At 70.2% G+C, this 26820-nt stretch carries 27 protein-coding genes and 1 tRNA gene; 17 read left to right on the forward strand and 11 right to left on the reverse strand.

Annotation, left to right across the window (positions count from 1 at the left end):
* Positions 1-48 precede the first annotated feature (48 nt).
* Positions 49-123, forward strand: a tRNA-Gln gene (locus ABD285_RS07755).
* 37 nt (positions 124-160) lie between these two features.
* On the opposite strand, the gene ABD285_RS07760 is transcribed toward ABD285_RS07755, so the two are convergent.
* Positions 161-640 (reverse strand): DUF3465 domain-containing protein, encoded by a 480-nt coding sequence (locus tag ABD285_RS07760; protein ID WP_344201705.1) that lies wholly within the window; start codon positions 638-640, stop codon positions 161-163.
* A 123-nt stretch (positions 641-763) separates the two neighbouring features.
* Between ABD285_RS07760 and ABD285_RS07765 the strand changes: the two genes are divergently transcribed.
* From ABD285_RS07765 to ABD285_RS07785, 5 genes are read left to right on the forward strand one after another with little or no spacing between them, the layout of a single operon-like run.
* Positions 764-1726 carry a Gfo/Idh/MocA family protein gene (locus ABD285_RS07765; RefSeq protein WP_344201708.1) on the forward strand — a complete coding sequence of 321 codons (963 nt, stop codon included), beginning with the start codon at positions 764-766 and terminating at the stop codon, positions 1724-1726.
* Between the two features lie 6 nt (positions 1727-1732).
* Complete coding sequence (locus ABD285_RS07770) at positions 1733-2668, forward strand: BadF/BadG/BcrA/BcrD ATPase family protein (protein WP_344201711.1); 936 nt, start codon at positions 1733-1735, stop codon at positions 2666-2668.
* Entirely contained in the window at positions 2665-3360 is a 696-nt protein-coding gene (locus ABD285_RS07775) for an N-acetylmannosamine-6-phosphate 2-epimerase (protein WP_344201714.1), read from the forward strand. The genes ABD285_RS07770 and ABD285_RS07775 overlap by 4 nt, the downstream gene beginning before the upstream one ends.
* On the forward strand, positions 3357-4070 hold the full coding sequence (locus tag ABD285_RS07780) for a GntR family transcriptional regulator (RefSeq protein ID WP_284253125.1): 714 nt from the start codon (positions 3357-3359) through the stop codon (positions 4068-4070). The genes ABD285_RS07775 and ABD285_RS07780 overlap by 4 nt, the downstream gene beginning before the upstream one ends.
* Positions 4071-4082: 12 nt before the next feature.
* The gene (locus tag ABD285_RS07785) at positions 4083-5708 is read left to right on the forward strand and encodes an FAD-dependent oxidoreductase (RefSeq protein ID WP_344201717.1); all 1626 of its coding nucleotides are present in this window, start codon (positions 4083-4085) and stop codon (positions 5706-5708) included.
* Here ABD285_RS07785 and ABD285_RS07790 read toward each other — a convergent pair.
* Entirely contained in the window at positions 5696-7117 is a 1422-nt protein-coding gene (locus ABD285_RS07790; protein ID WP_344201719.1) for an FAD-dependent oxidoreductase, read from the reverse strand. The genes ABD285_RS07785 and ABD285_RS07790 overlap by 13 nt on opposite strands.
* Positions 7118-7217: 100 nt before the next feature.
* Between ABD285_RS07790 and ABD285_RS07795 the strand changes: the two genes are divergently transcribed.
* On the forward strand, positions 7218-8087 hold the full coding sequence (locus tag ABD285_RS07795; protein ID WP_284253124.1) for a sugar phosphate isomerase/epimerase family protein: 870 nt from the start codon (positions 7218-7220) through the stop codon (positions 8085-8087).
* A 28-nt stretch (positions 8088-8115) separates the two neighbouring features.
* Here the strand turns inward: ABD285_RS07795 and ABD285_RS07800 are convergent, their stop codons facing one another.
* Together ABD285_RS07800 and ABD285_RS07805 are read right to left on the reverse strand one after the other, a co-directional pair.
* A complete protein-coding gene (locus ABD285_RS07800) occupies positions 8116-9168 on the reverse strand; it encodes a LacI family DNA-binding transcriptional regulator (RefSeq protein ID WP_344201722.1) in 1053 nt (350 codons plus the stop codon).
* Positions 9169-9275: 107 nt separating this feature from the next.
* Positions 9276-10232, reverse strand: a complete 957-nt coding sequence (locus ABD285_RS07805; protein ID WP_344201725.1) for a DUF6772 family protein — start codon at positions 10230-10232, stop codon at positions 9276-9278.
* A 137-nt stretch (positions 10233-10369) separates the two neighbouring features.
* On the opposite strand from ABD285_RS07805, the gene ABD285_RS07810 reads away from it, so the two are divergent.
* Positions 10370-11365, forward strand: a complete 996-nt coding sequence (locus ABD285_RS07810; protein ID WP_284253120.1) for an alcohol dehydrogenase catalytic domain-containing protein — start codon at positions 10370-10372, stop codon at positions 11363-11365.
* Positions 11366-11395: 30 nt separating this feature from the next.
* On the opposite strand, the gene ABD285_RS07815 is transcribed toward ABD285_RS07810, so the two are convergent.
* Genes ABD285_RS07815 through ABD285_RS07830 form a run of 4 tightly spaced genes read right to left on the reverse strand, consistent with a single transcriptional unit; the run spans position 11396 to position 14813 of the window.
* Complete coding sequence (locus tag ABD285_RS07815; RefSeq protein WP_344201728.1) at positions 11396-12412, reverse strand: NAD(P)-dependent alcohol dehydrogenase; 1017 nt, start codon at positions 12410-12412, stop codon at positions 11396-11398.
* A 23-nt stretch (positions 12413-12435) separates the two neighbouring features.
* Complete coding sequence (locus ABD285_RS07820; RefSeq protein ID WP_284253118.1) at positions 12436-13491, reverse strand: LacI family DNA-binding transcriptional regulator; 1056 nt, start codon at positions 13489-13491, stop codon at positions 12436-12438.
* Between the two features lie 15 nt (positions 13492-13506).
* Complete coding sequence (locus ABD285_RS07825) at positions 13507-13854, reverse strand: DUF6385 domain-containing protein (protein WP_344201731.1); 348 nt, start codon at positions 13852-13854, stop codon at positions 13507-13509.
* Complete coding sequence (locus ABD285_RS07830; RefSeq protein WP_284253116.1) at positions 13851-14813, reverse strand: DUF6772 family protein; 963 nt, start codon at positions 14811-14813, stop codon at positions 13851-13853. The genes ABD285_RS07825 and ABD285_RS07830 overlap by 4 nt, the downstream gene beginning before the upstream one ends.
* Positions 14814-15082: 269 nt before the next feature.
* Here ABD285_RS07830 and ABD285_RS07835 point away from each other — a divergent pair, with 269 nt between their 5' ends.
* The 9 genes from ABD285_RS07835 (at position 15083) to ABD285_RS07875 (ending at position 23944) form a co-directional block, all read left to right on the forward strand.
* Positions 15083-16006 carry an ABC transporter permease gene (locus ABD285_RS07835; protein WP_344201734.1) on the forward strand — a complete coding sequence of 308 codons (924 nt, stop codon included), beginning with the start codon at positions 15083-15085 and terminating at the stop codon, positions 16004-16006.
* Positions 16003-16896, forward strand: coding sequence for an ABC transporter permease (locus tag ABD285_RS07840; RefSeq protein ID WP_344201737.1), 894 nt, complete (start codon positions 16003-16005; stop codon positions 16894-16896). The genes ABD285_RS07835 and ABD285_RS07840 overlap by 4 nt, the downstream gene beginning before the upstream one ends.
* Positions 16896-17930 carry an ABC transporter ATP-binding protein gene (locus tag ABD285_RS07845; RefSeq protein ID WP_344201739.1) on the forward strand — a complete coding sequence of 345 codons (1035 nt, stop codon included), beginning with the start codon at positions 16896-16898 and terminating at the stop codon, positions 17928-17930. The genes ABD285_RS07840 and ABD285_RS07845 overlap by 1 nt, the downstream gene beginning before the upstream one ends.
* Positions 17923-18753, forward strand: coding sequence for an ABC transporter ATP-binding protein (locus ABD285_RS07850; protein WP_284253112.1), 831 nt, complete (start codon positions 17923-17925; stop codon positions 18751-18753). The genes ABD285_RS07845 and ABD285_RS07850 overlap by 8 nt, the downstream gene beginning before the upstream one ends.
* Before the next feature lie 65 nt (positions 18754-18818).
* The gene (locus tag ABD285_RS07855; protein WP_284253111.1) at positions 18819-20357 is read left to right on the forward strand and encodes an ABC transporter substrate-binding protein; all 1539 of its coding nucleotides are present in this window, start codon (positions 18819-18821) and stop codon (positions 20355-20357) included.
* An 80-nt stretch (positions 20358-20437) separates the two neighbouring features.
* Positions 20438-21763 (forward strand): FAD-dependent oxidoreductase, encoded by a 1326-nt coding sequence (locus ABD285_RS07860; protein ID WP_284253110.1) that lies wholly within the window; start codon positions 20438-20440, stop codon positions 21761-21763.
* Between the two features lie 16 nt (positions 21764-21779).
* Positions 21780-22709, forward strand: coding sequence for a DUF6772 family protein (locus ABD285_RS07865; RefSeq protein ID WP_284253109.1), 930 nt, complete (start codon positions 21780-21782; stop codon positions 22707-22709).
* Between the two features lie 42 nt (positions 22710-22751).
* The gene (locus tag ABD285_RS07870) at positions 22752-23078 is read left to right on the forward strand and encodes a hypothetical protein (RefSeq protein ID WP_284253108.1); all 327 of its coding nucleotides are present in this window, start codon (positions 22752-22754) and stop codon (positions 23076-23078) included.
* Positions 23079-23131: 53 nt separating this feature from the next.
* A complete protein-coding gene (locus tag ABD285_RS07875) occupies positions 23132-23944 on the forward strand; it encodes a sulfite exporter TauE/SafE family protein (protein WP_284253107.1) in 813 nt (270 codons plus the stop codon).
* A 1-nt stretch (position 23945) separates the two neighbouring features.
* Here the strand turns inward: ABD285_RS07875 and ABD285_RS07880 are convergent, their stop codons facing one another.
* From ABD285_RS07880 to ABD285_RS07890, 3 genes are read right to left on the reverse strand one after another with little or no spacing between them, the layout of a single operon-like run.
* Complete coding sequence (locus tag ABD285_RS07880) at positions 23946-24581, reverse strand: MBL fold metallo-hydrolase (RefSeq protein ID WP_284253106.1); 636 nt, start codon at positions 24579-24581, stop codon at positions 23946-23948.
* Between the two features lie 23 nt (positions 24582-24604).
* Positions 24605-25642, reverse strand: coding sequence for a Gfo/Idh/MocA family protein (locus ABD285_RS07885; RefSeq protein ID WP_344201748.1), 1038 nt, complete (start codon positions 25640-25642; stop codon positions 24605-24607).
* Positions 25643-25665: 23 nt separating this feature from the next.
* The gene (locus ABD285_RS07890) at positions 25666-26802 is read right to left on the reverse strand and encodes a Gfo/Idh/MocA family protein (RefSeq protein WP_284253105.1); all 1137 of its coding nucleotides are present in this window, start codon (positions 26800-26802) and stop codon (positions 25666-25668) included.
* Positions 26803-26820: the final 18 nt, after the last annotated feature.

Consider the following 26820-nt stretch of genomic DNA (forward strand, 5'->3'; position numbering starts at 1 on the left):
AGAGTTGCTCCTCGGCCCGGCGCTTTCGAGCGCGACGTGCCGCCGCATTGGGGTGTGGTGTAATTGGCAACACGGCTGATTCTGGTTCAGTTGTTCTTGGTTCGAGTCCAGGCACCCCAGCCACACGACTGATCGACGCGCAGGCCGAGCGCGATCCAGGTCACCCGTAGGTGCGATCGTTCCACTCGAGCCATCCGGTCTCGTGCCGCCCGGACGGATCGTGGTGAGTCCAGTGCACGGTGCCGCCTTCGGCGTTCCACTCGTACTGCCCGAGGAACGCGACCGCGTCGCCGACGCGCAGTCCGTTCAGCCGTGGCGCGATGTCGATGTCGTATGCGACGAGGATCGTGAGCCCGTCGGGCAGCGTGAGGATGAACCGCTCGTGCCGTGACCCCGCGGTGTCGTCGGGCAGGATGCGCGAGACCGTGCCCGTGCCATGCACCTCGATACCGCTTCGCCGGTCGTCGAAGAGCGCGCGGATGTCGGAGCGCGTCGTCGATGCGCTCGCGAGTGCCGCGCCGGGCGCGGGGATGCGCGCGGGGGCCGGTCCGGCGATCCATCCCTGGGTGAGTCCGAGCGCGACGGCCGCCCCGACCAGGACGAGGGCGGCGACGGCGCCGCGCGCCCCCCTTCGCCTCACGCTGCGAGCCTAGCCAGGGCGCTCCGGCGGGTCACGGGCAGGAATCATCCATGTGTGTACATATCCTTGACAGGAGCGGCCTTATTGCGCATGAATGGGCGTCGACGGCAGAAGGAGCGCGACATGCGGATCGGTGTTCTCGGAGCGGGTGTCCAAGGCAAGCTGCACGCGCAGACCCTCGCGGGTCTGGCCGAGGTGGAACTCGCAGGGGTGGCCGACCTCCTCCCCGACAACCGGCGATGGGCGCACGAGACGCTCGGCGTGCCGGTGTACGACACGCTCGATGAGCTCCTTCCGCACGTCGACGCCCTCAGCATCTGCCTGCCGGACCATCTCCACGAGCAGCCGACCATCGCCGCCCTCGACGCGGGCGCGCACGTGCTGCTCGAGAAGCCGATGGCGCTCAGCACCGATGCGTGCGACCGCATCGCGGCGCGCGTGACCGACCGCACGACGCTCATGATCGGCCACGTGCTCCGCTTCGACCCGCGGGTGATCCGGGCGAAGGAGCTGATCGACGCCGGTGCGATCGGCGACGTCTGGGACCTCCAGGTGTGGCGGTGCACGTCGCAGGCCGTGGGGGAGGGCATCTGGGACCGCACGGGGGTGCACTGGTTCCTCGGCATCCACGACGTCGACCTCGTGCGGTTCCTCACCGGGCAGGAGCTCGAGGTCCTCTCCGCGGTCGCCGCGTCGCGGTTCTCGCAGCAGGCCGATGTGGTGCACTCCACGCTGCGTCTCTCGGGCGGGGGGCTCGTCACGATGAACGAGAGCTGGCTGCTGCCGCACTCCCGTCCCTCGCGCGCCGACGCCGGAGTGAAGATCGTCGGCGAGCGGGGACTGATCGAGATCGACCTCAGTCACTCCGACCTGCTGCTGGCCTCGCGCGACGGGGAGGTGTCGTTCCGCGACACGCGGTTCTGGCCGAGCCCGTCGGGAGCGGGCGCCTTCAACCTGCGGACCGAGCTGCAGGAGTTCATCCGATCCGTCCGCGACGGGATGCCGTCGCCCGTCACCGCAGCCGACGGTCGCGCCGCGGTGGCGACGATCGAGCAGATCGACGCCCGGCTGACGCGCGCGGACTGACAGACCATGGCGATCGTCGGGGTCGACATCGGCCAGTCCGGAAGCCGCTCGGTCGCGATCGAGGCCGGCGCCTCGCGACATGGGCAGGCGGGCGGCTACTGGTCGGATGCCGTCGCGTCCACCCTGCTGGCCGCGGTCGGTGCCGTGGCGGCCGTCGGCGCGCACGAGATCGGCGTCGGTCTCAGCGGCTATCACCGGATGGGCGACGACCGAGCGCGCATCGTCGACGCCCTCGCCGCGGCCGGCTACCGCGGCACGGTGGTGCTGGCCGATGACGCGGTCACCGCGCACCTCGGCGCATTCGGCGGCGGAGCGGGGGCGGTCATCGCCGCCGGCACGGGAGCCGTCGTGCTGTACGGCGACGGGCGCAGAGCGGTCAGCGTGGACGGCCTCGGTCACGAGCTCGGCGACCGGGGGTCCGGCTACGCGATCGGCCGGTCGGCCCTGCGCGATGCCCTCCTCGAGGAGGAGACCGGGGCCGCACCCGGCCGGGAGTCCGCGCTGCTGAACGCGGCGCGCCGCATGCTGGGGGAGGACCTTCGCCGTCGCGTGGCCGACGCGCCGCCGTCGGTCGACGAGGTCGCGTCGTTCGCCCGCGTGGTCGCCGAGACGGCCCGGTCGGGCGATGTCTGCGCCGTGCGGATCCTGGCCGACGCGGGGGCCGAGCTCGCCCGGTCGGCGACCATCGCGCTGCGCCGGGCCGATGCCGCAGCCGCGGAGGTGTGCCTGATCGGGGGCCTCGCCGCCGCGGGCCCGGCGTTGACCGACGCCCTCGCCGACGGACTGCCGGCGGGCTGCCGGCTCGTCGAGCCGCGGGGCGACGCGCTCGATGGTGCCGTGCTGCTGGCCGGCCGCTCCCGGCATCCGTACGGCGACCTGGTGAGCCGCTTCATCATCGACGCCGGCGGGATCGTCGTGGCCGGAGAAAGGGGCCGGGGGTGACGACCGTGCTGGAGACCATCCGCGGCGGGCTCATCGCCTCGTGTCAGGCGGCGTCCCCCGACAGTCCGTTCCGCGATCCGGCCGCCATGCGGCTCATGGTCGAGGCGGTGCGGGTCGGCGGTGCCGTCGCCGCCCGCGTCGAGAGCATCGCCCACGTGCGCGCCGCCCGCGACTGCGGCCTTCCCCTCGTCGGACTCGTCAAACGCGCGAGCGCCGGGAGCGACGTGTACATCACCCCCACGGTCGCCGATGTGCGCGCGCTCATCGCGGCGGGGGCCGCGATCGTCGCGGCGGACGGCACCGTGCGGCCGCGGGAGGGGGGCGCGACCCTCCCCGAACTCGTGGACGCCGCCCACACCGCGGGCGCCGTGTTCATGGCCGATGTGGACAGCGTCGAGGCCGGGATCTACGCGGCCGGCTGCGGCGCCGACATCGTGAGCACGACGCTCGCCGGCTACACGGTTCGAGATCTCGAGGTGCCCGATACGCCCGACATCGACCTCGTCGCAGCGCTCGTGCACGCGGCCGGGATCCCCGTGGTGGCGGAGGGGCGCTACACCCGCGTGACCGAGGTGGAGCGCGCCGTCGCCCTCGGCGCGCATGCCGTCGTCGTCGGCACCGCCATCTCCGACCCCGTCCGGCTGACGGCGCGATTCGCGGCCGCCCTGCCTCCACGGCAGGAGTTCCGATGACCGACGGCACCAAGGCATCCCGCGCCTACACCCACCTCGTCCGCCGGGTCGAGACGATGCGACCCCACGAGATGCTGCCCCGGGAGGTCGACCTCGCGGCCGAGCTCGGCATGAGCCGCACGACGCTGCGCCAGGTGCTGACCACCCTCGCCGCCGCGGGATCGATCTACTCCGTGCGCGGGTCGGGCACGTTCGTCTCGGACGCGAAGATCGACAAGGGCACGGCGCTGTTCGGGTTCAGCGAGGACATGCGCGCCCGCGGCATGACGCCGGGAAGCCGCCTCCTGCACGCCGGTCCGGAGCTGGCCGACGGCGACGTGGCGGAGCGTCTCGGCCTGCGTCCCGGCGCACTGGTCTACCGGATCGAGCGGCTGCGTCTGGCCGACGAGGTGCCGATGTGCGTCGAGGACGTCCGGTTGCCCGCCGAGCTGTTGCCGGACCTGCTCACCCGCGACGTCTCGGCGGGGCTGTACGAGCTCCTGCGGTCGGCGTACGGGATCGAGGTCGTGGTCGCGCGGCAGACGATCGCCAGCTCCGTGGCCACCGCCCAGGAGGCGGACCTGCTCGGGATCGCCGTCGGGGCTCCCGTCTTGAACGTGCGACGGGTGGGCCAGGACGCACGGGGCCGATCCGTCGAGTGGGCGCGCTCGTTGTATCGCGGCGATCGGTACGAGTTCAGCCTGACCGCCACCCGCAACGGGCACCGGTGAGGCGCGGTCGGGATGGCTGAGCGGGCGGTGGCTCCGGAGGTGCTCGTCGTGGGCGGCGGTCTCGGCGGGGTCGCCGCGGCGCTGTCGGCGTGTGCGGCCGGACGCACGGTGCTCATCGCCGACGAGTTCCGCTGGCTCGGGGGTCAGGCGACCTCGCAGGCGGTGCCGCTCGACGAGCACCGGTGGATCGAGCGGACCGGGTCCTCCGCGACGTACCGGGCCTTCCGCCGGGGATTGCGCGCGGAGTTCCGCCGTACGTACCCCCTCCGCACCGCCGTCCGCGACGATCCCGCTCTCAACCCCGGCTCGGCATGGGTGAGCCCGTTGAGCATCGAGCCCCGGCTCGCGGTGCGGGTGATCGAGGCGATGCTCCGGCCGTGGATCGCGCGCGGCGTGCTCCGGGTCGAGCGCGAGTCCTCGATCGCCGACGCCGAGGTCGACGGCGACCGGATCGCGGCCGTCACCCTCCGCCTGCGCGACGGCGACCTCCTGCGGGTCGAGCCGCGGATGGTGGTCGAGGCCTCCGAGACGGGAACGCTCCTGGAGGCGGCCGGCGTGGAGCACCGGCGCGGAGCGGAGTCCGCGGCGATGACGGGCGAGCCCCACGCGCCCGCTCGGGCCCTGCCGGAACGGATGCAGGCCGCGACGCACTGCCTCGCCGTGGAGCACGTGGCGGGCGAGTGGACGATCGACCGTCCCGAGGATTACGACTCCTGGCGCGCACTGCGCATCCCGGGGTGGCCGGGGCCGATGCTCGACTGGCGCTATCCGAACCCGCGCACCGGGGCGACCATGACCGCCCGCTTCACGCCGAACCCGGACGAGGCGGACTCCGACATGGAGGCCGCCGTCTTCCGGCCCGAGCTGTGGACGTACCGGCGGGTGTTCGACCGGCACCATCTGGTCGGCGATCACCACGGCGTCAGCGACGTCACCGTTCTCAACTGGCCGATGAACGACTACGTCGCGGGCCCGATCGACGACGTGGATGCCGGCCGGCATCGGGCGGCGGCGAAGAGCCTGACGCTCAGCCTGCTCTACTGGCTGCAGACCGAGGCGCCCCGACCGGACGGGGGCGCCGGCTGGCCGGGGCTGCGTCCGCGCCCCGACGTGACCGGCACCGACGACGGCCTGGCGCAGGCACCGTACGTCCGCGAGGCCCGCCGCATCGACGCCCTCGCGACGCCTCGCGAGCAGGATCTGTCGGTGCAGGTGCGCGGAGATCGCGGCGCGGTCGTCTATCCGGATGCCGTGGCGCTCGGGCACTACCGGATCGATCTGCACCCGGCCGTCGACGGCACCGGATACGTCGACATCGCCACGCACCCGTTCACCGTGCCGCTGGGCGCGCTCATCCCGGTCCGCGTCGCCAACCTGGTCGCAGCCGGCAAGACGATCGGCGCCACCCACATCACCAACGGCTGCTACCGCGTCCACCCGGTCGAGTGGGTCACCGGCGAGATCGCCGGCCTGCTCGCGGCCGAGGCGATCCAGCGCGACCGTCCGCCCGCGGCGATCCGGGCCGACCCGGCCGGCTTCGAGTCCTTCCGGCGGCTCGTGGCGGCACGCGGCGTCGATCAGGCGTGGGGGGCCACCGAGCTAGCAGATGCCCGACGATTGTTCGGTCACGACGGCTGAGCGACCGCACGCGGGACGAGGTCCCTCGTCGTCACGAGCGCGCCCTGGTCGCGCAGCACCGCCTGCAACTCGGTGACGTCGAGCTCGCGCGGGTGGATGCCGTGCCGCGCGCTCAGGGCGGCCGCGGTACCGGCGGCGTGCCCGGTCGCGGTGCAGGTGGCCCCGACCCGCACCGAGCCGAGCGCCTCGCGGTCGACGGAGATGCAGCGGCCGGCCGCGAGCAGGCCGTCCGTGGTGGCCGGCACGAGAGCGCGGTAGGGGATCCCGTACGGTGCGGGGACGAACATCGAGTGCGACCCGACCTCCCCCTCGGCGGGGTGCACGTCGATCGGCCAGCAGCCCAGCGCGACGGCGTCGTCGAACTCCACCCCGTCGCGGATGTCGTCGCCCGTCATCGTGTACTCGCCGATCAGCCGGCGGGTCTCGCGGATGCCGATCTGCGGGCTGGTCTGCAGCAGGCGCCCCTCGGCGAAGCCGTCGACGTGATCGCGGAAGTACTCGAACAGCGCGAAGCTGTCGCGGCGGCCCTGCATCTCGGCGCGCGTGAAGTCGTGGATATCGGTGGCGTCGCCGACGATGCGCGTGGTGTTGACCCACACCACGTCCTTCTCGAGGCCGCCGAACCAGGGTCCGCCGAAGACCGGCAGCCCGCCACGGCGCCGGATCTCGCGCATCGCGGGGATGTCGACGGGCACGTCGGCGCGGACCGACGCGTACTCGCTCAGCGCGGGCTCCATGAGCGGACCGGCGTCGGGCCCGATGGGGATCTGTCGCGGCGCGAGATGGTCGACCGCCTCGACCGGCTGGACGTTCCCGATCCGCATGGACATGGTCATCGGCTGGAGGGTCTCGCCCTGGGTCCAGTCGTCTCCCGATCGGGAGACGATGTCCCCGTTCCCCGTCCCGTCGACCGTGACCGCGGCGCGGATCGCCCGTCTGCCCTCGACGGTCTCGATGATGCACCCGCGCACCGCGCCGTCCTCGACGATGGGAGAGGTCGCGAGCACATGCAGGAGCACCTCGACCCCGGCGTCCTGGAGGAGCCGGTCGGCGACGAGCTTCATCTTCTCGGGATCGGAGCTGAGGGCGAAGCCGTCGTGGTTCAGCGCTCCGCCGATCGCCTCGGCACGGGCGAGCCAGTCGCCGCCGACTCCTGCCACGCAGCGCACGCGATCCGGCATCAGCCAGGAGTTGTATCCCGCCAGGGTGATCACGAGGCCCGAGGTCCACATGCCGCCAAACGCCGCGCCCTGCTCGACGAGGAGGGTCCGTGCCCCGGTGCGCGCGGCGCCGACCGCGGCCGCGACACCGGAGGGGCCGCCGCCGACGACGAGCACGTCCACCTGCGCGAGCACCGGCACCGCGCGCGCGGGCTCGGCGTAGGTCGCGGGCGCGTCGATCTCGGTCATGAGATCAACATTAGCGCTACCGTCCGGCTCCGCCAGCCCTTATATCGCGCCACGCATTAGCCCTAATGTGGGACGCAGCATCCCGTCGCAGAGGAGCGTCATGTCATCCATCGGAGTCCACGGTCTCGTCTTCACCGGGCGGTTCGACGCCGCAGGGATCGAGCGCGCGATCACGGGCGCCGCACGAGCCGGATTCGACCTCATCGAGTTCCCGGTCTTCGACCCGGGCGAATGGGATGTCGATCTCACCCGCGCGCTGCTGGCCGAGCACGGCCTGCAGGCGACCGCATCGCTCGGTCTGCCCGAGGATCGCAACGTCAGCTCCGCCGATCCCCGCGTCGCCGCGGCGGGGGAGTCGTTCCTGTCCGAGGTGGTCGACGTCGTGGCCGGGATCGGCGGCACGCGGCTGTGCGGCGTCATCTACGGCCCGTTGGCCAAGCGCTTCCGCGCCGCCGAGCCCGAGGAGGTCGCGAACGGCCAGGCGGCTCTCGGGCGCGTGGCGCGGGCCGCGGCGGCGCGCGGCGTGCGGCTCTCGATCGAGATCGTCAACCGCTACGAGACGAACATCGTGAACACCGCGGTCCAGGCAGTGCGGTACGTCGACGGCATCGAGGCGCCCGTAGGCATCCACCTCGACACCTACCACATGAACATCGAGGAGCCGGACATGTTCAGCCCGGTCTTCACGGCCGGCGACCGGCTCGACTACGTGCACATCGGGGAGAGCCACCGGGGCTATCTCGGCACGGGCACGGTCGACTTCGACTCCTTCTTCCATGCACTCGACGCGGCGCGGTATGACGGACCGATCGTCTTCGAGTCGTTCTCGTCGGCCGTGGTGTCGGCGGACCTGACCGGGATCCTCGGCATCTGGCGCAACCTCTGGGACGACGGCGACGACCTCGCTGCGCACGCGAACGCCTACATCCGGGGCGCCCTCCGCGCCGCCGCGACCATCCGCGGCCACTGACCGGCGGCGACGCCGGTCGCGGGCCGCATCACATCGTCGGAGTCGGGTCCACGATCTGCCGCACCGACGACTCGCGCACGACCAGCTCCCCGGGGATGAGCCGGCGCAGCGGCGGCGTGCGGTCGCCGGCGATGCGTCGCAGCAGGAGGGAGACGGCGGCCTCCGCGATCAGGTCGAATGGCACGTCGACGGTCGTGAGGGAGGGCTGCAGGTACGCCGTGTACGGATGGTCGCTGTAGCCGATGACGAGCACGTCGTCGGGCACCCGCACCCCGCGCTCCGCGAGCGCCCGCAGGGCGCCGACGGCGTGGTAGTCGTCTTCGAACAGCATCGCGTCGGGGGCGGCGTCGCTCTCCAGCAGCGCTGAGACGGCGCGGTAGGCCTCCTCCAGCTGCCATGGGCTGGTGCGGTTCTCGAACCGTCGCGTCGGCATCGGCACGACGTGGCCGGACGCCTCGGGGACCGCGCGCACCGCCGACTCGAAGCTCTCGACCCGGATGCGGTTGGTCATCGTGTCGATGTCCTCGTCGAAGAAGTACAGCGATCGCGCACCCTGCGCGAGCGCATGCCGGGTGGCCGCGTACATCGCCGCGTGCTGGTCCATCGCGACGAAGTCGCCATCGCGACCGGGGATCTCGCGGGCCACGGCGACCACGGGGAACGGCAGCTCGCCGGCGTCGGTCCAACCGCTCGCGTCGCCCTGCACCGGGATCACGATCGCGCCGGCCGGCTCGGCCTCGAGCATCCCTGCGATCACCGCGTTCTCGACGTCCGCGGACTCCTCGGTGATGTGCAGGACCATGTCGTAGCCCTGTGCCCGCAGGGCGGTCTCGACGGCGGGGATCAGGCGCAGGATGAAGACGTTGATCGAGCTCGTGACGGTCAGCGCGACGACCTTGGAGCTCCCCCGCGCCGCGCGGGAGGGCGACACGTAGCCGATCCGCTCGGCCTCGCGGGCGACCGCTTCGCGCGTCCGGCTGGATACCCCGTCCTTCTGCGTGAGGGCGCGGGACACCGTGTTCACCGACAGCCCCACCGCGTCGGCGAGGTCGGTGAGCGTCGGGCGTTTCTGTCGGGGCACGGGGGTCCTCTCGGGCCGGGATGAGCGGCTAGGGCCATCCTGGCCCGGATCGGTCGCCGGGCGCGCTCGAACCGGATGCGCAGCACGACCGGCGCGCACCGCCGGACTCACCAGTCCGCCGAGATGACGACGGAGTCGAGGAACAGGAGGTTGCGCGTGGGACTGAGCGTGCGCACCGAGAAGTAGAAGTTGAGCAGGTTGTCGAGCGCGTGCCAGCGGTCGGGATAGGCCGGCACCGGCACGTCGCGCAGGTCGATGACTGTGTCGTTGAACTGGAGCTCGACGTTCGAACGAGTCTCGGTGTCGAGCAGGAACCGCAGGTAGTGCCAGTTCGTCTTCGTGGGCACCTCGTTGTAGCAGGTGCCCTGCTCGGCACCGACGGCGTGCCAGTCCGCGGGGTCCGGGGCCGTGAAGTCGCTGAGCGGACCGTAGGGGTGCGCCTCGCCGAGCCGCTCGTGCGGGGTCGGCTCGGGCACGACCGGGTACATCCAGCGGCGGACCAGGTGATGGTCGGCATCCGTGTTCTGGAAACGCATGACGTTGTGGTACCGGATGCCGCCGTCGCCGCAGATGTCCGTCGCAACGGTGAAGGCGCCGAACTGCGCCTCGGACGGATGCTGATTGCCGTCGAAGGTGATGTCGCCGAAGGTGTTGTTCTCGACGCCGCCGCCGAGGGTCGCCTCGGACTTGTAGGTCAGATACGCCTCGATCTGCACCCGGCCGCGACCGCTCATCGTGAGACGGCGGATCCCGACCGCGGTGTGGCCGGTCTCCGGACGGGTGGCGAGCTTGAGGGAGTACGTCCCCGTCATCGCGCCGTGGGTTCCGACGTCGAAGAAGTTCGCGTTCGACAGCTGCGGCGGCCGCATGTCGATGAACTGCGGATCGATCGAATCGAGGGCGCCCGTGCCGTCGTAGTTGCCGCTCAGTTCCACCCAGCCGTTGGTGCCGTTGTTGAAATCGTCGACGGTCAGGATCCGCGACAGCGGGTTGTACTTGCACAGCACCGGGTCGGAGCTCCGGATCGCCGCCCTCAGGTCGTCGGCCGTGGACGTCTGCGTCATGTTCCCTCGAAGCTCCCTGCTCGACCGCGATCGTAGTGTTTGAGGTATCAGCCTATTCTTCACGTGAAAAATTACAAGAAACGTTGACCTTGAAGCCGTGGCTTCCTACGCTGCAGGGGACGAACCCGAGGGAGCGCATGCCGAACACCGCCGCAGTCCTGACGTCCGCCGGCGTGGTCGAGCTCCGGAACCGCCCCGTCCCGCTGCCCGGCGAGGGCGAGGCGATCGTCCGGATCCGCAGCGTCGGCGTGAGCGAGCTCGACGTGGCCCGCTTCGAAGGGACGTGGGACCGGAGTCCCGGCTGGGGCGCGGTCCTCGGTCATGAGGCGACCGGCGAGGTCGTCGGGGTCGGTGCGGGCGTGACGATGGTGGGCCTCGGAGACCGGGTCGCGATCGAGCCCGGCGCTCCGTGCCGCCGGTGCGCCGCGTGCCGACGCGGATGCCCCCGCCTGTGCGCGCAGCTCGCCTTCTTCATCCCGCCGCTGGACGACGGCTTCCTGGTGCGGTACGCGGCGATCGACGAATGGCAGCTGCACCGGCTGCCCGATCTGATCTCCTTCGACGACGGGGTCCTCATCGAGCCGCTCGCCGTGGCCCTCCGCGCCGTCGAGCGCGCGGCTCTGCGTGCCGGCGATCGCGTGCTCGTCACCGGTGCCGGGCCGATGGGTCTTCTCGCCGCGGAGGCGGCTCGCGCGCTCGGTGCCGACACGGTGCGCCTTGCGGACGGATCCGCGACCCGGCTCGACATCGCCTCCTCGCGCGGTTTCGAGGTGGAGGACGGCGGAGCGGGATCGGAGGTCGACGTCCTCCTCGAGTGCTCCGGGAGCGTCGCCACGCTCCTCCGGTCCATCGAGCGTCTGGCCGACGGCGGCCGGGCCGTGACCGTCTGCGTGAGCGCGTCGGACGACACCGTGACGGTGCCCCGGGACGATGCGCGCGAGATCAGCGTCGCGCGCGCGAACCGCTACCAGTTCACCTGGCTTCTCGCCGTCGAGCTCGCATCGACGGCACGGATCGAGCTCGACGGGATCGTGTCGCACGGATTCGGCATGGCTCGCGCGGCGGAGGCGTTCCGGCTGGCCGCCGGGACGCCCGACGCGATGAAGGTCGTCATCCATCCCGGCGACGACTGACCCGACGACCGCCGGGGCCGTCGAGACGGATCAGGCCGGCCCGACCCGCTGCGGATCGATGATCGCCTTCATCGAGTCGGGCACGTGCTTGGCGAGCGTCAGCGCCTCCGCCGTGTCGTCGAGCCCGAAGCGGTGCGTCACGATCGAGGCGACGTCGACCCGGCCGCCGGCGACGAGGGAGATCGCCGTCGGCCACGTGTGCGCGTAACGGTTCACCAGGCCGATCGTCAACTCGTTCACGTTCAATTTCGACAGGGGCAGCTCGACGGACTGTTTCGGCATGCCGACCATCGCGGCGCGGCCGTTCGTGCCCAGCCTGCCGAGCCCGTCGGCGAGGGCGGTGGGGGCGCCCGAGCACTCCAGCAGGACGTCGAAATCGGCCCGGGTGCCCTCGCCGGCGCGCTCCGCCGCGAAACCGAGCTCGCGGGCCAGGCCAAGGCGGAATTCCGACACGTCGACGACCGTCACCGAGGCGGCGCCGAAGGCGCGCGCGACCTGGGCCGCGAGCACGCCGACCGGGCCGGCGCCACTGACCAGCACGTGATCGCCGGGCGCCAGACCCGCGCGATGGCACGCCCAGATGCCGACCGAGAGCGGCTCGCACAGAGCGGCCTCCTCGTAGGTCATCGAGTCGGGGATCGCGAAGAGCTGGCGCTCGTCGAGGGCGATGCGCTGCACGAGCGCGCCGTCGTACGGCGGCGTGGCGAGGAACTTCAGGCGGGGGCAGAGGTGGTAGCGGCCGGCCATGCACTCCCGGCAATTCCGGCACGGCTCGCCCGGCTCGATGGCGACCCGGTCGCCGGCCTTCACCCGGGTCACCTCCGCACCCACCGCCACGATCTCGCCCGCGACCTCGTGGCCGAGGATGATCGGCCCGTCGACCACGTAATCCCCGATGTACCCGACCGTGTAATACGCGGTGTCGGAGCCGCACACGCCGACGGCCTGGATCTGCACGACGGCCTGGCGCGGCCCCGGCGCGGGCTCGCCGACATCCCGGATCTCGATGCGCCCGATCTCGGGCATCACGGCGGCCTTGTTGGACACGGTCGACTCCTCGTCGGGCGGATTCAGCGGTTCGTGGACGCCCGGAGCACGAGCTCCGGCTGGATGAACTCGGTCACCGGCTCGTCGCCGGCCACGCTGTTGTCGAGCAGGGCGAACAGGCGTGCCGTCGCCCGTCGGGCGACCTCGATGGAGGGCAGCCGCAGCGTCGACAGCGGCGGATCGAGGAACCGGGCGAAGGCGTAGTCGCCCCAGCCCATGACGAGGACGTCCTCGGGGATCCGGATGCCGCGCTCGCGCAGCGCGCTGTACAGCCCGAGCGCCAGGTAGTCGTTGCCGACGACGAAGGCGTCGGGCATCCGGCCGCCGTCCAGCAGGTCGCGCACGACGCGGTAGCCGTCCTCGGCCCGCCAGTGCATGGCGGAGCGCGCGTTGCGGCGGGAGGGGATCAGCTCGTTGCGGCGCGAATCGAACGGGATGCCGTGCTCCTCGAGCGCCTGGCGGAAGCCGTTGATCCGGTGCTCGACGGTCGAGATCTGCAGATCCTCCTCGATCAGCAGCGGATCCCGGGCTCCGCGCTCGAGGACGGCGTTGGTCGTCATCCGGCCGCCGGCCTCGTTGTCGTTGGAGAAGAAATCCACCCCGAGCTCCGGGATCTCCCGGGTGGTCAGGACGAGGGGGATCCCGGCGCGCGTGAGCGCGGTCCACGGGTTCGCCCGCCCCTGCACGGGCACGCCGATGACCCCGTCGACGCCGGCGCGCAGCGCGGTCTCGATGGCGAGCCGTTCGCGCTCGGGGTCCTCGTCGGACAGCAGGAGCAGCAGGTTGTATCCGGCGGTGAACGCCTGGTCCTCGATCTCGCTGACGAGGTCGTTGAAGTAGGGATTGGCGATGTCGGTGACGACGACGCCGATCGTCTTCGGCGAGCCGAGCACGAGCGAGCGGGCGTGCACGTTGGGCACGTAGCCGATCCGCTCGGCCTCGGCCTTGATGCGGGCACGCGTGGCGGCGCTGACGCCGGGCATGTCGTTGAGGGCGCGGGAGACCGTGTTGGCGGAGAGGCCGACGGCCTCTGCGACGTCCTGGAGCGTGCGACGACGCTGCCCCCTGCTCCTCGCCACCATCGCCGCCTCCGCCTACTCCTTGAGCTCCAGGTAGATCCGCAGCAGCGGGGATTCCTGACCGGCCTTCTGCTCGACGCGCAGACGAAGCCAATGCCCGAACCGCTCGACGGGGATGGACAGGAGGCCGACCGCCTCGGATTGTACTGCCGAGACGGACTCGTGATCGATCCAGTTGATGCCGTCCGGTGAGATCTGGACGCGCATCTCGACCGTGCTGCCGGGGGCGGGGCGGAGGAACTGGACGTACCAGCGGGCCTCCCCGGCCCAGGCCGTCTCGAAGGGCTCGGTCTCGAGCACCTGCTCGAGCTCGGCACCGCGTTCGATGACGGCGCTCTGCGATTGACGCATGGTCGTGCTCACCAATCTGCCGAGATGACGACGGAGTCGAGGAAGAGGAAGTTGCGGTGCGGTCCGAGGGTGCGCACCGAGAAGTAGAAGTTCAGGAGGTTCTCCAGCGACTCGTACTTCTCGGCGTAGGGCGGCACCGGCACGTCGCGCAGGTCGTACACGTCGCTGTTGAACTGCAGCTCGACGTTCGAGCGGGTGCGGGTGTCGACCACGAAGCGCACGTAGTGCCAGTTGATCTTGGTCGGGACCTCGTTGTAGCAGGCCTCCTGCCGCACGTCGCTGAGGTACCGCCAGTCGTCCGGGTCCGGCGCGGTGAAGTCGGTGTAGGTGTCGTAGTCGTGCTTGCCCTCGAAGCGCTCGTGAGGAGTCGGCTCGGCGACGACCGGGTACATCCACTTCTGGACGATGTGGCCGTCCCAGTCGGTGTTCTGGAAGCGCATCACGTTGTGATAGCGCACCCCCTCGCTGCAGAGGTCGGTCGCGACGGTGAAGGCGCCGAACTGCGCTTCGGAGGGATGCGAGTTCGCATCCCACGTGATGTCGCCGTAGCTGTTGGCCTCCTCGCCGCCGCCGAGGTTCGCCTCCACCTTCCAGGCGACGTAGGCCTCGATCTGCAGCAGGCCGCGCCCACTCATCGTCAGCCGCCGGATCGCCGTCGAGGTGTGGCCCGGACGCCGGCGGGTGGCGAGCTTCATCGAGTACGTGCCGGTCATGCCGCCGTGCGTGCCGACGTCGAAGAAGTTCGCGTTCGACAGCTGCGGTGGGCGGAAGTCCCGGAAGTGGCGGTCGAGCGACTCGAGGGATCCGCGTCCGTCGTAGTTGCCGCCGAGCTCGACCCAGCCGTGGACTCCGTCGTTGAAGTCGTCGAAGGTCAGGATCCGGGACAACGGGTTGTATTTCGAGAGGCGCAGATCGGTGCTGCGCATCCCCTCGCGGACGCCGGCTGCGACGCTCGCGGTGTCGATGGACACGAGATGACTCCTTGGATCGTCGGGGCCGGCGCTCCATCGCGCGGCCCGTGCTGTCGCAAAGTTAGCGTTCTCGTTCACTCCTGTCAAAGACTGCCGGTCGGCGCGCCGCCAGGACGAGCAAGACGCGTGTTGCCCTGTAAACACAGGGATAGCGCGAGCGCTTGACATTTCTCGGAGGATCGGCGAGGGTGCATGAGCGATAATGTTTTCGAGGTCGACCCGGGCCTCCACCGCAACAGGATCGAAGCGGATCCGGACGGGAGATGTGCGTGCTCGGCTACGTGTTGCGGCGCCTGCTGCTCGCCGTCTTCGTCCTCTGGGGCGTCGCCACGGTGGTCTTCATCGTCGTGCGCATGGTCCCCGCGGATCCCGCCCTGCTCATCGCCGGAGAGACCGCCACCCCGCAGCAGCTGGCCGCGCTGCGTCACGACATGGGGCTGGATCAGCCGCTGATCCTGCAGTACCTGCAGTACCTCGGCAAGGCCGTGGTGGGCGACTTCGGGAACTCCTATCTGCAGAGCGTCCCCGCGATGTTCCTCATCGGGCAGGTCCTGCCGAACACCGCGCTGCTCGCCGTGCTCGCCTGCGCGCTCGCGCTCGTGGTGAGCTTCCCGCTGGGGCTCATCGCGGCGCTGCGGGTCAACGGCCTCGCCGATCGGGCGGTCACGACCTCGTCGCTCGTGGTGCAGGCCCTTCCGGGGTTCTGGGTCGGCGTCGTCCTGCTGCTGATCTTCTCCCGGACGCTGAAGTGGCTGCCGAGCGCCGGACTCACCAACGCCCAGAGCCTCATCCTGCCCGCGATCGTGCTCGCGCTGCCGTTCATCGCGATCCTGACCCGGCTGACGCGCAGCGGTCTGCTCGAGGTCGTCGGCGAGGGCTACATCCAGACGGCGCGGGCGAAGGGCCTGGCCGAGCGCACGGTGATCTTCCCGCACGCGATCCGCAACGCCACCATCCCGATCGTCACGGTCGTCGGCCTCGAATTCGGCACCCTGCTGGGCGGTGCCGTCATCACCGAGACCGTCTTCTCGTTCCCGGGGGTCGGACGGCTGCTGGTCACGTCCATCCAGACCCGCGACTACAACGTCGCCCAGGCCTGCGTCATCATCATCGCCGTCGCCTTCGTCCTCATCAACCTGCTCGTCGACCTGCTCTACGCCTACCTCGATCCGAGAATGAGGCTCGTCTCGTGACCACGTTGCCCCCCACCATCGCCGTGCAGACGGTGCAAGCCGGCCGGCGTCGCTCGCGCGGCGCGGTCGTGGCGCGGATCGTGATCCCGCTGCTCGTCATCGCGATCATGGCGATCGGGGCCGTTCTCGTGCCGATCCTGTACCACTACGACCCGCTGCACACCGACCTCCTCGTGCGCCTGAAGCCGCCGGGGACGGTCGTCTCCAACGGGTCGGTCGCGATCCTCGGCACCGACCAGGTCGGCTCCGACCTGTTCGCCGAGATGATGGACGGCACGCGGATCTCGCTGCTGGTCGGGGCGGCCACGCTGCTCATCGCAGGCGTCGTCGGGGTGCTGCTCGGTCTGCTGGCCGGGTACTTCGGGGGCTGGTTCGACACGGTCCTCATGCGCATCGCGGATGTCCAGCTCGCGTTCCCGTCGATCCTCCTGGCGATCCTGATCGCCTCCGTTCTCGGCCAGGGGGTCCTGAACGTGATCATCGTGCTGTCCATCGCGAACTGGGTGGTCTTCGCCCGCGTCACGCGCAGTCAGGTGATGAGCCTCAAAGGGCGCGAGTACGTGGAGGCGGCGCGCACCCTCGGCGCCGGTCACGCCCACCTGATCTTCCGCACCCTGCTGCCGGGCTGCGTGGCGCCGATCCTCGTGATCGCGACCGTCGAGTTCGGGCAGGTGATCCTCGCGGAGGCGGCCCTGTCGTTCCTCGGGGTCGGCGTGCCGCTCGGCACCCCGAGCCTCGGCAGCACGATCTCCAACGGCACCCAGTACCTCACGACCGCCTGGTGGATCTCCACCCTCCCCGGCGTCGCCCTGCTGATCCTGGTGCTCGCCACCGGCATCCTCGGCGACGCCCTCCGCGACCGCTTCGACCCGAGGCTGAGGAGCGCCTGATGACGATGACGCGCACCGCGGCGGTCGAGCCCGGCTCGGGCACCGAGCCGTTGCTGAGCGTGCAGAACCTGCAGGTGGAGTTCTCCACGTCGGCCGGGGTCGTGCGGGCGCTGGACGGCGTGAGCTTCGACGTGCACGCGGGGGAGACGCTCGCCGTGCTGGGGGAGTCCGGTTCGGGCAAGTCGGTCACGGCCCAGGCGATCATGGCCCTGCTGCCCAAGCCCGCCGGCTCGATCGCGGGCGGCCGGATCATCTACCGGGGCCGCGACCTGGCGCACGAGCCGGTCAAGCAGGTGCGCGAGCTCTGCGCGACCGAGATCGCGATGATCTTCCAGGACCCGCTGAGCTCGCTGAACCCCGTCTTCTCGATCGGCTACCAGGTCGCCGAGCCCTTCCGGCGCCGACAGGGCATGGGCAAGAAGGAGGCCTGGGCGCGGGCGCTCGACCTGCTCAAGCACGTCGGCATCCCGAACGCCGAGAAGCGGATCCGCGACTACCCGCATCAGTTCTCCGGCGGACAGCGCCAGCGGATCATGATCGCGATGGCGATCGCCCTCGGCCCGAGGCTGCTGATCGCCGACGAGCCGACGACGGCCCTCGACGTCACCGTCCAGAAGCAGATCATGAATCTGCTCGCCGACCTGCAGGCCGAGACCGGGATGGCGATGATCCTCATCAGCCACGACCTCGGTGTCGTCGCCGACGTCGCGGAGCGGACGGCGATCATGTACGCCGGCCGGATCGTGGAGACCGGGACGATCCGCGAGGTCTACGACCACCCGGCGCATCCCTACACCCGCGGCCTGCTGGACTCGATTCCGAGCACCAGCGACATCGGCAAGCGGCTCACCCCGATCGTCGGCTCCCCGCCCAATCTGCTCGCGCTGCCCGCGGGATGCAGCTTCCACCCACGCTGCCCCTTCGCCACCGACATCTGCCGGACGGTGGAGCCGCCGCTGCGGCAGCCGGTCGGCTGGCTTCCGGGGCATGAGGCGGCGTGCCACCGCTCGGAGGAGGTGCTCGCGCATGGCTGACACCGCGGGCGATCCGCCCCTGCTGCGGGTGACGCACCTCAAGGTCGCCTATCCGATCCGCTCCTCGGTCCTCATGCGATCGATCGGCGAGAACCTCGCGGTCAGCGACGTCAGCTTCGATGTGCGGGCCGGTGAGACGGTCGGACTGGTCGGGGAGTCCGGTTCGGGCAAGTCGACCATCGCGCGCACCGTCATCGGCCTCGTCAAGCCCAGCGACGGCGACATCGAATTCGAGGGCAGGAGCATCTCCGGGTACTCCTCGCGGCGCATGAAGGGCGTGCGCCGGGACATGCAGATGGTCTTCCAGGACCCTTACGCCTCACTGAACCCGCGGCTGACCGTGCGGGACCTCATCGCCGAGGCATGGCGCGTGCACCGCGGCATCGTGCCGAGCAATCGCTGGACCGCGGAGGCGAAGGAGCTGATGGAGCGCGTCGGGATGAACCCCGACTACGCCAGTCGCTACCCCCACCAGTTCTCGGGTGGTCAGCGTCAGCGCATCGGCATCGCCCGCGCCCTCGCGCTGCGGCCGAAGCTCATCATCTGCGACGAGGCGGTCTCCGCCCTGGACGTGTCCGTGCAGGCGCAGGTGCTGAATCTGCTGGACGACCTGCAGACCGAATTCGGGCTCGCCTACCTCTTCATCTCGCACGACCTCTCCGTGATCGAGCACCTGTGCGATCGCGTGCTCGTGCTCAACAAGGGCGTGGTCGTCGAGCAGAACGGAACACGCGAGCTGTTCGAGGACCCGCAGGACGAGTACACGAAGGCGTTGCTGGCCGCCGTCCCGGTGGTGCGCCCGTGGCTGGATCCGGCGTCATGAACTCCTCCCGGTCACCCGGGCGGACACCCCAACGCACCACCGTCAAGAAATCAAAGGAGATCGCAATGACATCCCCATTCCGCAAGGGGCTGCTGGGGCTCGCGGCCGCGACCGCGGCCGTCGCCCTCGCCCTCACCGGGTGCAGCTCCGGCGGCACCCCGTATACGTCGGGCGCGGCCCTCCCCGACGCCAAGCAGAACCTCACCTTCGTCCCCAACTACGCGGTGCCGAGCACCGATGTGACGAAGAACCCGCTCGAGATGGGCACGAACCAGGTGATGTCCAACGTCCTGCAGGCGCTGGTCAAGCTCAACGACAAGTCCGTCCCGGAGCCGCAGCTGGCGACATCGTGGGACTGGACCGACCCGACCACCCTGGTGTTCAAGCTGCGTAAGAACGTGAAGTTCAGCGACGGCGCCGACTTCACCGCCACGAACGTGAAGAACAGCTTCGACCGCTACATCGCCCAGAAGCAGGCGCTCGCGGCCGCCCTCTCCGTGATCACCTCCTACGAGGCGGACGACTCCGCCGGCACGTTCACGGTCCACACCAAGGCGCCGACGGGAACCCTCGTCGGCATCCTCGCGCTCGTCTACATCGGCGAGGGGGCCGCGACGGACGACGCCGCGTGGAGCAAGCCGGTCGGCACCGGCGCGTTCGTGCTCAGCGACTACGTGCCGAACGACCACGTCACGCTCACGCGGAACAAGAGCTACTGGGGCACCAAGGCGAAGCTCAAGACGGTGACCTTCAAGCTGATCACCGACACCAACGCGAAGATCACCGCGTTGTCCAACGGGCAGGTGCAGGTGCTGAACGACGTCACCAACGACCAGATCCCCACGGTCAAGGGGATGTCGAACGTCACCTTCACCCAGAGGTCCGGTCTGACGTACTACTTCCTGTGGTTCGAGAACCAGCACAAGCCGCTCGACGACGTGCGCGTCCGCAAGGCCATGTGGGAGGCGCTCGACCTGCCGACGATCGTGAAGAGCCTGTACGGCGAAACCGCGTCGACGATGGACTCCTTCTGCCCGTCGGCGGCCTTCGGCTGCCTGCCGGCCGAGGGGATGCCGAAGTACGACCCGGAGGACGCGAAGAAGCTCCTCGCCGACGCCGGGTACCCGAACGGCTTCAGCACCGACGTCATCTTCAGCACGGCCAACTCCGGGCTGAACGACCTGGCGACGGCGTTCGTCTCCGCCTGGAAGTCGGTGGGCATCACCGTCCAGCCGCGTGCGGAGGACGGCACGAGCTGGCTCGCCGACTTCACCGCTCTGAAGTGGGACATGGACCTCCAGCCCAACCAGACGATCACCGGGGATGCCGACTACACGCTGAACCGCCTGTACAGCTGCGCCGCGAAGCGGCTCGGGTACTGCAACCCGGACCTCGACGCGCTCATGACCAAGGCGCAGCAGGCGACCGATGCAGGGGAGCGCAAGGACCTGTACCAGAAGGTCGTGAACATCATGGCGAAGGACGTTCCGGCGATCCCGCTGTTCCAGTCCACGTCGAACGTCGCGGCCCTGAAGACCGTCAAGGGTCTGAAGATCCCGCCGTCGGAGTTCATCGACTGGAGCGGGGTCTACCTCACCAACTGAATCGAGCGTGGCGCGGGGCGGCGGATCGCCGCCCCGCGCCACGACGCCCCGCCCGCATCGACCAGGGAATCAGAGAGCGCGTGTTCATCACGGAGAAGAGCCGGGACATCCCGGTCGCCGGCAGCTACGACGTCATCGTCTGCGGCGGGGGTCCCGCGGGTCTCATCGCGGCGGCGGCCGCCGCGCGCAACGGCGCCCGGACGCTCCTGATCGAGCGCTACGGGTTCATCGGCGGCATGTCGACGAGCGCGCTCGTGACGCCGATCAGCGAGTTCCGCATCAACAGCAAGCAGCACATCGGCGGGATCCCCCTCGAGCTCATGAGGATGGCGGCGGAGCTCGACGGCGCCAACGTCTCGCTCGACAGCGGCAACTACCCCGTCAACGACGAGGTCCTGAAGCTCGCGGCGCAGCGACTGCTCCTCGACAGCGGCGTCACCCTGCTCTACCACTCCTGGATCTCCGACTGCGTCGTCGAGGACGGCCGCGTCACCCACGTCGTACTGCAGAACAAGGCCGGCCGGGTGGCGTACGAGGGCGCCGTGTTCATCGACTGCACCGGCGACGCCGACATCGTGCGGGCCGCCGGCCTGCCGACGGTCAAGGGAGACGTGCTGCAGCCGGCATCCCTGTGGTTCCAGCTGGGCGGGGTCGACACCGACGCCCTGGCCTACACGTTCGGCGACGCGGTCAACGGGGTGCTGCCGATCTCCGACGTCATCCGGGACAAGCTGGCCGAGCTGCACGAGCAGGGCCGCATCCCCATCTTCGGCGGCCCCTGGATCAACAAGTTCTTCCACGAGGGCATGGTCAGCATCAACCTCCTGCGCGAGCCGACGGACGCCAGCGATCCCGAATGGTTCACCCGCACCGAGTGCAGCATGCGCGAGAACCTGCACCTGATCATCGACGTGCTGCGCGAGAACTTCCCGGAGTTCGAGCACGCCTGGCTCGCGAAGTCGGGCATCCAGACCGGGGTGCGCGAGACGTACCACATCGTCGGCCGCCACGAGCTGACGAGGGACGACATCCTGAACCCCAAGGCGTTCCCAGACACCATCGCGAAGGGCGCGCACGTCATCGACATCCACGAGACCGACGGCAACGACCAGCTCGATTTCGTGATCCCGCGGCAGGAGTACAACATCCCGCTCGGCTGCCTCATCCCCCAGGGCAGCGTCAACCTCATCACCGCCGGTCGCTGTCTGAGCGCCGACGGACCCGGATTCGGCTCGGCACGGGTCATGGCCACGTGCATGGCCATGGGGCAGGGCGCGGGCACGGCCGCAGCGCTGGCCTTCCGCACCGGCCACGCCATCCCCGACGGGGATGTCGCCCTGCTCCGCCGCACCCTGATCGACCAGGGCGCCATCGTCGACTTCGACAACTGCCGGATCCCGGCATAGGACCTGAGGAGAGAGCATGCAGAAGTTCCTGAGCTACGAACGCGGTCTCGAGAAGTACAACCCGCTCGAGCGCGTCATCACCTACGACGATTTCGACACCGGGTTCAACGGCTGGATGGACCTCACGCCCAACTTCGTCTACGACGACTACGAGTCGTTCGACTCGGTCGTCGACCTCTCGAGCTGGGCGCCGACGATGCTGAGCTCGGCGTCGATGCGGTTCGCCTCGTCGCACGGCTCCATGGAGGGCACCTACTCGCTCAAGCTCTCGACCGCGCCGACGGGCGGTCCGCACACCGAGCCGCCGCGGCCCGGCAGCATGGGGCACGCGATCAAGCGGCTGTCCCGTTTCGGCGACCCGTCGAAGATCCAGATCGAGACCTGGTACTCGTACACCCCGACCCAGGACAGGGTGGGGCTCGGCGAGGAGGACATCCGGGCCTTCGGGTTCTTCTTCGACGTGCAGGACTCGGAGTACCGCTACATGCCGGGGGTGCGCTACGTGAACTCGCTCGGCGGCAATCTGGTGAAGAAGTGGCAGTACTACCGGGTCGCCGACGGCGTCACGCCGACGGACTGGAGCTTCGGCGTGGAGAAGGGCTGGTGCGTGCCCGGCGTCGACAACCAGTGGTACGGACGTCGTTTCGCCGACGGCTCCGGCGACGGGTACCAGTGGGTGCCCGGAGGCGAGCAGGACCTGCTCTACAACGAGAGCCCCGACAAGGTGAACTGGCTGTACCTGCGCCTCACGGTGGACGTGAAGAAGCGGGAGTACATCGAGCTCCAGTCGATGGACCGCGTGTTCGACATGCGCGGGCTGCAGCCGACCCTGACCAAGGGGTACAAGTCGATCGACAACCTCATCAATCCGGTCTTCTTCGTCGAGACCGACACGGACCGCTCCGTCCATCTCTTCCTCGACTCGGTCGTCTACTCGACCGAGTGACCGACGCCGCCGATATCCGTTCTCCCCATCGAAGGCAGGACCATGCTGACCACCAACACCTCCGTCCTCACCCGCCGGGTGCGGATCAGCGGCGACCACGCGACCCTGCCCTACGAGGCCGGATGGGCGAGCGAAGCCGTGTTCTTCCTCCAGGCGGAGGGCGGGCATCCTGACCTCTCCGTCGCGGCCGAGGTCTCGCCGGACGGGATCACCTGGATCCGCCGAGGGGCGCCGGTCGCGCTCCGGGGATCCGAGGCGCTCGCCGAGCTGCCGCTCACCGTCTTCGGCAACTGGTTGCGGCTCGTCGTGTCCGGGGCGACCGAGGCGGCGCCCGCGCGCATCCTGATCCACCTGACCCTGAAGGGCTGAGCGGCCTCCGGCTGCGGAGCGCGGCGCGTGCCGCATCCGGTTGAATGGCGGTGATGAACCCCCGCCGCATCTCCGCTCTGCTCGTCGTGGGGATCCTCGGCGGCGTCCTCTCCGGGATGTTCGGGGTCGGCGGCGGCATCATCATGGTGCCCCTGCTCCTCACCCTCGGCCGTATAGATCAGCGTCAGGCGGCGGCGACGTCGCTCGCCGCGGTCGTGCCCACCTCCGTCGTCGGCGCGGTCGCCTACGGCCTGGCCGGGCACGTCGACGTCATCGCGGGGCTGGTCGTCGCCGCCGGCGGGGTCGCGGGATCGCTCATCGGCACCCGGCTGCTCCGGGCGCTGCCGGTCGGCTGGCTCCGCTGGCTCTTCATCGCGCTGCTCCTGCTGGTCGCGGCCCGGCTGTTCTTCGAGGTGCCGGAGCGCGGCGCTGCGATCGCCTACACCTGGTACTCGATCGTGGGGCTGCTGGTGCTCGGGCTCGTGATGGGCATCGCGTCGGGGCTGTTCGGCATCGGCGGCGGCGTCATCGTCGTGCCGGTGCTCGTGGCGGTGTTCGGCGCGAGCGACCTGCTCGCGAAGGGCACCTCGCTGCTCGCGCTGCTCCCGGCCGCGGTGATCGGGTCGACGGCGAACGTGCGGGCACACCTGCTCTGGGTGCGGACCGCGCTGCTCGTCGGCATCCCCGCCGCTCTCGCGTCGTTCGGTGGCAGCGCGCTCGCATTGCTGCTCTCGCCTCAGACGTCGACGATCCTGTTCGCGATCCTCATCCTCGCGGCCGCCGCGCAGATGGTCGTGCGCGCGGTGCGCAGGCAGAGGACCCCGCCGGCCGACGCCGACGGGATCGCCGCACCCGCCGAGGACTGAGCTACAGGTCGATCGACTCCCCGACCTCGAGCGGGGTCCACGTGCCGCCGTTCTGCTCGGTGGCCCATTGCAGGCGGGCGGCGTGCATGCCCTTGCCGGCGACGGAGAGGGTCATGTCGTGCGCGTAGAAGGCGCGCTTCGGCTTGACGGCGAGCACGTAGTCCATGACCTCGCCGACCTTGAGCCACGGCGCGCCGGCCGGCGCCGCGAGCGTGCCGACCTCGACGCCCTCGGGCACGGTGAACGAGTCGCCGGGATAGTAGAGCTCGTCGTTCACGAGCACGCCCACGTTGTCGATCACCGGCAGCGAGGAGTGGATGACGGCGTGCTTCTCGCCGAAGAAGCGCAGCGTGAACGGCTCGACCTCGACGACGTCACCGGCTCGCACGACGTGCACCTCGAACCCGCTCGCGGCCGCCGCGACGCCCTGCGGTCCGTAGATCCGGGCGTCGGGGCTGATCTCGAGGATGCGTGCGAGGTTGTCCTCGGTCCAGTGGTCGGCGTGCTCGTGGGTGATCACGACGGCCACGGTGTTCGCGAAGTCCGGCGGGGTCAGGAACATGCCGGGATCGATGACCACCTGCTTGTCGGCGGACGAGATGACGAGGGTGGCGTGTTCGTACTTGGTGACCTTCACGATGCGACCCTAGCCGGGTCGGCTCAGCGGTCGCGGTGCTTCGGCTTCTGCACCGTGCCCGTGCGCGCGGCCTCGTAGAACGAGACGCACACGGAGAGGTTCTCCCACGCGTCCTCGACCGTCGACAGCGCCGAGGAGGGGTCGCGCACGGCCGCGAGGATCGCGTCGATGCCGACCGTGTGGTCGGGCGGCGACGGCAGCTGCTGCCACGAGTCGTCGCCCGTGCCGAACTCGCGCAGGCCGATCATGCCGGTGGTCGTGTCGAGGTAGACGATCCCCTGGGTGCCGACGATGCTCGTCGAGATGCGCCAGCCGCCGGCCGGGGCGCTCCAGGTGTCCTCGATGGAGGCCATGACGCCGTTGCCGAAGCGCAGGATGGCGTGGCCGTAGTCCTCGACGCCGAGGTCGGTGTGCAGCAGGTTCGCCACACGGCCGCTCACCTCGTCGACCTCCTCGCCCAGCAGCCACCGCATCCGGTCGATCTGGTAGAGGCTGTGGTCGATCCAGCCGCCGCCGGGGGCGCGGTCGGGGTCGGCCCACCAGCCGCCGTCGGGATCCCCGCCCGGCCAGCCCATCGGCAGCGAGCCGCTCAGGCTGAACTGCGCCGACGTGATCCGCCCGAGGCGGCCGCCCGACACCCATTCCTTGAGCAGCTGGTTCTGTGCGGCCTCGCGCGAGCGGGACTCGCCCGGCATGAAGACGACGCCGGCGGCGTTCACCGCGTCGACGATCCGATCGGCCTCGGGCAGGGTGCGTGCGAGCGGCTTGACCGAGACGATGTGCTTGCCCGCCTGCGCGGCGGCGACCACGATGTCGGGGTTCTGGTCGACGCTCACGAAGCTCGCGATCACGTCGATCGAGTCGTCGGCGATGAGGGCGTGCAGGTCGTCGGTCACGGCCGGCGAGCCGGTCTTGGCGGCGACCTCCTTCGCCCGGTCGATGTCGCGGTCGGCGATGCCGACGAGCTCGGCGTCGTCCTTCGCGGCGATGGCCTCGGCGAGCGGGATCGCCGAGTACCAGTGGTCGAGTCCGACGACTCCGAAGCGGACGGCTGACGACATGATTCTCCTTATTGTCTGCGGGGTCAGAACGTGGTGGTGAGCTCGACGACGCGACCCTCGCGAGCCGACGTGCCGACGGCGATCATGATCTCGAGGGCGTGCCGGGCGTGCTCGGCGGTGAGCACCGGTTCGGCGCCGTGCAGCACGACGTCGGCGAGGTGGTCGACGAGCAGCGCGCGGCGAAGCGCGTCGCGTCGCGGATCGGCGAGCCAGCCGTCGCTCTTCGGCTGCACCCAGCCGTCCATGCCGGGCGCGACGTCGGTGCGGTACAGCTGCAGATCGGGTCCCGACGGATTGATGATGCCCATCGCACCCTGCCGGCCGAAGAGCTCCACCTTGGGGCTCAGCGACGCGTGCACGTTGTACGAGCCGTCGATGACGGCGAAGGTCGAATCGCCGAAGTCGAGCATGAACAGGTTCATGTCCGGCGTCGTGACCGGCATCTCGAGACCGGTGTACTCGTTGTCGCCGCGCACGGTGCGGATCGGGTCGGTGATGCCCGCGAAGGCGCTCACGCGGCGGGCGGGCCCGAGGATGCCGGTGATCTCGTGGATGCCGTATACGCCCATGTCGAACAGCGGACCGGAGCCCTCCTGGTAGAACCAGCTGGGGTCGAAGGGCCAGCCCTCGGGGCCGCCGCCCGGACCCTGGTGCGAGCTGCGCACCCGGGCGAAGGCGACCCGGCCGATGGCCCCCTGACGCACCAGCCGCTGCGCCTCGCGATAGGGGCGGTAGAGCATGTCCGGCGGTGCGACGATCACCGTCACCCCGTTCTGCTTCGCGGTCTCGATGATCCGGTCGGCGTCCTCGAGCGTGGTCGCGATCGGCTTCTCGACCACGAGGTGCTTGCCGGCGCCGACGATCGTCAGCGCGGTCTGCGCGTGCGCCGGGATCGGCGTCAGGTTGATGACGGCGTCGACCTCCTCGCCGGCGAGCAGCTCGTCGAGGGTCGCGTACACGTTCGGGATGCCGTACGTCGCCGCGGCGCGCTGCGCACGCTCCACCATCACGTCGGCGATCGACACCACCTGCACCTTGTCGGCGATGTGGTGCAGGTTCGGCAGCACCCCTTCGGGGATCGTCGCGATCCCGCCGGAGCCGAGCACGCCGATGCGCAGGCGCGAGGGCGACGAGACGGAGGGGGCGGCGACATCTGTCATGAGGCGATGCCTTTCATG

It is taken from the genome of Pseudolysinimonas kribbensis (genome assembly GCF_039531715.1).
In the GTDB taxonomy this organism is placed as follows: domain Bacteria; phylum Actinomycetota; class Actinomycetes; order Actinomycetales; family Microbacteriaceae; genus Pseudolysinimonas; species Pseudolysinimonas kribbensis.

Excerpts from the sequence above, each read along its gene's own strand:
- ABD285_RS07765 (WP_344201708.1), top strand. The coding sequence starts at position 764 with ATGCGGATCGGTGTTCTCGGAGCGGGTGTCCAAGGCAAGCTGCACGCG.
- ABD285_RS07770 (WP_344201711.1), top strand. The coding sequence starts at position 1,733 with ATGGCGATCGTCGGGGTCGACATCGGCCAGTCCGGAAGCCGCTCGGTC.
- ABD285_RS07780 (WP_284253125.1), top strand. The coding sequence starts at position 3,357 with ATGACCGACGGCACCAAGGCATCCCGCGCCTACACCCACCTCGTCCGC.
- ABD285_RS07785 (WP_344201717.1), top strand. The coding sequence starts at position 4,083 with ATGGCTGAGCGGGCGGTGGCTCCGGAGGTGCTCGTCGTGGGCGGCGGT.
- ABD285_RS07790 (WP_344201719.1), bottom strand. The coding sequence starts at position 7,117 with ATGACCGAGATCGACGCGCCCGCGACCTACGCCGAGCCCGCGCGCGCG.
- ABD285_RS07795 (WP_284253124.1), top strand. The coding sequence starts at position 7,218 with ATGTCATCCATCGGAGTCCACGGTCTCGTCTTCACCGGGCGGTTCGAC.
- ABD285_RS07805 (WP_344201725.1), bottom strand. The coding sequence starts at position 10,232 with ATGACGCAGACGTCCACGGCCGACGACCTGAGGGCGGCGATCCGGAGC.
- ABD285_RS07810 (WP_284253120.1), top strand. The coding sequence starts at position 10,370 with ATGCCGAACACCGCCGCAGTCCTGACGTCCGCCGGCGTGGTCGAGCTC.
- ABD285_RS07845 (WP_344201739.1), top strand. The coding sequence starts at position 16,896 with ATGACGATGACGCGCACCGCGGCGGTCGAGCCCGGCTCGGGCACCGAG.
- ABD285_RS07850 (WP_284253112.1), top strand. The coding sequence starts at position 17,923 with ATGGCTGACACCGCGGGCGATCCGCCCCTGCTGCGGGTGACGCACCTC.
- ABD285_RS07855 (WP_284253111.1), top strand. The coding sequence starts at position 18,819 with ATGACATCCCCATTCCGCAAGGGGCTGCTGGGGCTCGCGGCCGCGACC.
- ABD285_RS07865 (WP_284253109.1), top strand. The coding sequence starts at position 21,780 with ATGCAGAAGTTCCTGAGCTACGAACGCGGTCTCGAGAAGTACAACCCG.
- ABD285_RS07870 (WP_284253108.1), top strand. The coding sequence starts at position 22,752 with ATGCTGACCACCAACACCTCCGTCCTCACCCGCCGGGTGCGGATCAGC.
- ABD285_RS07875 (WP_284253107.1), top strand. The coding sequence starts at position 23,132 with ATGAACCCCCGCCGCATCTCCGCTCTGCTCGTCGTGGGGATCCTCGGC.
- ABD285_RS07885 (WP_344201748.1), bottom strand. The coding sequence starts at position 25,642 with ATGTCGTCAGCCGTCCGCTTCGGAGTCGTCGGACTCGACCACTGGTAC.
- ABD285_RS07890 (WP_284253105.1), bottom strand. The coding sequence starts at position 26,802 with ATGACAGATGTCGCCGCCCCCTCCGTCTCGTCGCCCTCGCGCCTGCGC.